Source organism: Micromonospora echinofusca (genome assembly GCF_017614955.1).
In the GTDB taxonomy this organism is placed as follows: domain Bacteria; phylum Actinomycetota; class Actinomycetes; order Mycobacteriales; family Micromonosporaceae; genus Micromonospora; species Micromonospora echinofusca_A.
Genome location: NZ_WVUH01000535.1, coordinates 1 through 3191 on the forward strand (window position 1 = coordinate 1; position 3191 = coordinate 3191).

Annotated in this window: 4 protein-coding genes; all 4 read left to right on the forward strand. The window is 74.4% G+C overall.

Features of this window, described 5'->3' with window-relative positions; genetic code table 11:
* Positions 1-194 (forward strand): hypothetical protein (locus GSF22_RS32290; RefSeq protein WP_208817698.1); only part of this gene is annotated, 194 nt, incomplete at its 5' end.
* Positions 191-1792 (forward strand): amino acid adenylation domain-containing protein, encoded by a 1602-nt coding sequence (locus GSF22_RS32295; protein WP_208817699.1) that lies wholly within the window; start codon positions 191-193, stop codon positions 1790-1792. The genes GSF22_RS32290 and GSF22_RS32295, both read left to right, overlap by 4 nt.
* Positions 1789-2763, forward strand: a complete 975-nt coding sequence (locus GSF22_RS32300; RefSeq protein WP_208817700.1) for a threonine ammonia-lyase — start codon at positions 1789-1791, stop codon at positions 2761-2763. The genes GSF22_RS32295 and GSF22_RS32300 overlap by 4 nt, the downstream gene beginning before the upstream one ends.
* Positions 2760-3020, forward strand: coding sequence for an acyl carrier protein (locus tag GSF22_RS35240; protein ID WP_439957837.1), 261 nt, complete (start codon positions 2760-2762; stop codon positions 3018-3020). Before GSF22_RS32300 ends, GSF22_RS35240 begins: the two co-directional genes overlap by 4 nt.
* The last annotated feature ends 171 nt before the right edge of the window (positions 3021-3191 follow it).

Below are 3191 nucleotides of genomic sequence, written 5' to 3' on the forward strand. Positions count from 1 at the left end.
CGAAGGCGGTGCGGCGGTTGGCGCGGCAGGATCCGTCGGGTCGGTTGACGGTGACGGAGATGTTGCCGACGCCGGAGCAGGCGTGGTTGACCGACGACGAGGGCAACCGGTACACGTCGGAGCTGCGCTTCGTCGCCGTCGACCAGCGCACCGGGGACGACCGTCCGGCCCGGAACGGGCAGGGTGCGGCATGACCGACGTCGACCGCTCCGCCGTCCCTGCCCCGGCCGGTGCCGCCCGCCGTCCCTCCGGCGGCCGGACGACGCTCGGCTGCCGGACCTTCGTCGACGACATCCGGGACCGGGCCGACCGGCAACCGGACGCACCGGCGATCGTCACGCCCGAGACGGTGCTGGACTACGCCGCCCTGGTCGACCGGATCGACCGGCTGGCCGGGCGGCTGGCCGCCGTCGGGGTCGGTCCCGAACGGGTCTGCGCGGTGGCGCTGCCCCGGGGCGTCGACGCCGTCGTGGCGATGGCCGCGGTGGTCCGGGCCGGCGGCGCCTTCCTCACCCTCGACGTGGACCAGCCGCCCGAGCGGTCGGCCGCCATGGTGACCGGGGCCCGGACCGGTCTCCTGATCACCGACAGCACGCTCGCCGGGCGGCTCGACCTGCCCGTCCCCGGGCCGACGGTCCTGCTCGACCGGCCGTACCCCGGCCCCGACCGGCGACCCGCGCCGCGACCGGTTGACCCGTCGTCACTGGCCTACGTCAGTCACACCTCCGGCTCGACCGGTACCCCGAACGCGGTGCTCGTCGAACACCGTGGGGTGCACGACTACCTGCGGTTCCTGGTCGACGACTACGGCCTGGACCGGGACACGGTCGTGGTGCAGGTGGCACCGCTGGGCTACGACGCGTCGATCCGGGACATCTTCGCCCCGCTGGTCGCCGGTGGCCGTTTGGTCCTGGTGCCCCGCGCCGACCTGCTGCGCCCCGACGGGTTCGCGCAGGTGGTGGCCAGGTTCGGCGGCAACACCGTCCTCAGCGCCACCCCGTCCCTGCTGACCGCCCTCGTCCGGCACGCCGACGCCGCGCGGCGGCTGGCCGGGTTCCGGCTCGTCGTCACCAGTGGCGAGTCCCTGCGCCCGTTCCTCGTCGCGGGGGGACGGTCGACCCTCACGGGTGGGCTGGTCAACCAGTACGGCCCGACCGAGTGCACGATGACCTCGACCCGGTACCACGTGCCGCAGCCGGCGGAGACCACCCGGGACCTGGTCGGCGAACCGGTCGACGGCGTCACGGTGCAGCTGCTCGACGCCGACCTGCGACCGGTACCCGACGGCACGGTCGGGGCGGTGCACATCGGCGGCGCCGGGGTGGCCCGGGGGTACTGCGGGCGACCGGCCCTGACCGCCGACCGGTTCGTGCCCGATCCGCTCGGCCCGCCGGGCAGCCGGATGTACCGCACCGGCGACCTGGCCCGGCGCGGTCCGGACGGCTGCCTGGAGTACCTGGGCCGGGCCGACCGGCAGGTCAAGGTCCGGGGGTACCGGGTGGACCCGGCCGAGATCGAGGGGGCGCTGCTCGGCCATCCCGCCGTCACCGCTGCGGTGATCGTGCCGGAGACCGACGAGCAGGGCCGGACCTGGTTGATCGCCCACGTCACCGGCGACCTCGACGGCACCACCGACGCGGCGCTGCGGACCCATCTGGCGCGCACCCTGCCGTACCACATGATGCCGCGCCGCTTCGTGCGGACCGACCGGGTGCCCACCACCGCCAGCGGGAAGATCGACCGGGCGGCGCTCGGTGCGGGCCGGCCGACCGCTCCCGGTGGCCCGGCATGACCCGCGCGGGCACCCAACTCGGCGTCGCCGACGTGCTGCTCGCCGCCGGGCGGATCGCCGGTCTGGTCCGGCGTACGCCGTTGCTGACCGTCGCCCCGCTGCCCGGCATCCTGCTCAAGGCCGAGCACCTCCAGGTGAGCGGCTCGTTCAAGGTGCGCGGCGCGGCGAACGCGATGCTCGGGCACGGCGCCGGGGAGATCGTCGCGGGGTCGTCCGGCAACCACGGCATCGCGGTCGCCACCCTCGGTCGCGCCCTCGGCGTGCCGGTCACCGTGGTGATGGCCGCCGGGGCCAGCGGGGCGAAAGCGGCGACCATCCGGGACCTGGGCGGCCGGGTGGTGGTGGTCGAGGGCGGCGTGGTCGAACGGGACCGGCACGCGCAGTCGTACGCGGCCCGGACCGGTGCGGTCCTCGTGCCCTCCTCCGACCACGACCTGGTGGTCGCCGGTCAGGGCACGGTCGGGCTGGAGGTCTTCGCCGACGTGCCCGACCTCGACCTGATCTTCGTACCCACCGGCGGTGGTGGACTGCTCGCCGGGATCTGCCTCGCCGCGTGCACGCTGACCAGACGGGTCCGCATCGTCGGTGTCGAACCGATGGCCGCCCGCCGGTACGCCCGGTCGGTGGCCGAGGACCGCCCGGTCGAGCTGCCCCCACCGGACACCGTCGCCGACGGTCTGCGGGGACAGCGCCCGGGCGCGGTGCCCTTCCCGATCATCCGGTCCCGCGTGGACGCGTTGATCGGGGTCACCGACGAGGCGGTCACCGACGCGATGGCGCTGCTGCGGGCGGCGGGCATCGACGCGGAACCCACCGGCAGCGTCGCCCTCGCCGGTGCGCTCCAGTACCCCCGCACCGGTACCTCGGTGGCCATCGTCTCCGGCGGGAACACGGCGGCCACGCTGACCGCCCCGACCGCACCCGACGGTGCGATCCGACCTGTACCGACCTACGAGAGGACCGACCAGTGAACACGGCGAACGACGCGACCATCCGTCCCACCGACGTGCCCGAGGTGATCGCGGGCCTCTACCGGGAGACGCTCAACGACGACAGCCTCGACACCACCAGCGACTTCTTCGAGGCCGGCGGGGACTCCCTGGCCGCCTTCCAGATCACCGCCCGGCTGCACGCCCTGCTCGGCGTGGAGGTACCGGTCGCCCTGGTCTTCGCGTACCCGACCCCGGAGGATCTCGCCTCGGTCGTCGACCTGGACACCGACCGGTGAGCGGTGGCCGACGATGACGGGTGTACCGGTACCGCTGGGTGACAGATGGCGGTTGTGGGATCAGTTCGCGTTGCGGGGGCCGGGTTTTCCGGCGGGTGGTGTGTTGCGTCTGGCGCCGGTGGGGTTGGCGGAGGCGGCGGACAGGTTTGGTGTGGGGGAGGTGTTGTCGGG

Excerpts from the sequence above, each read along its gene's own strand:
- GSF22_RS32295 (WP_208817699.1), top strand. The coding sequence starts at position 191 with ATGACCGACGTCGACCGCTCCGCCGTCCCTGCCCCGGCCGGTGCCGCC.
- GSF22_RS32300 (WP_208817700.1), top strand. The coding sequence starts at position 1,789 with ATGACCCGCGCGGGCACCCAACTCGGCGTCGCCGACGTGCTGCTCGCC.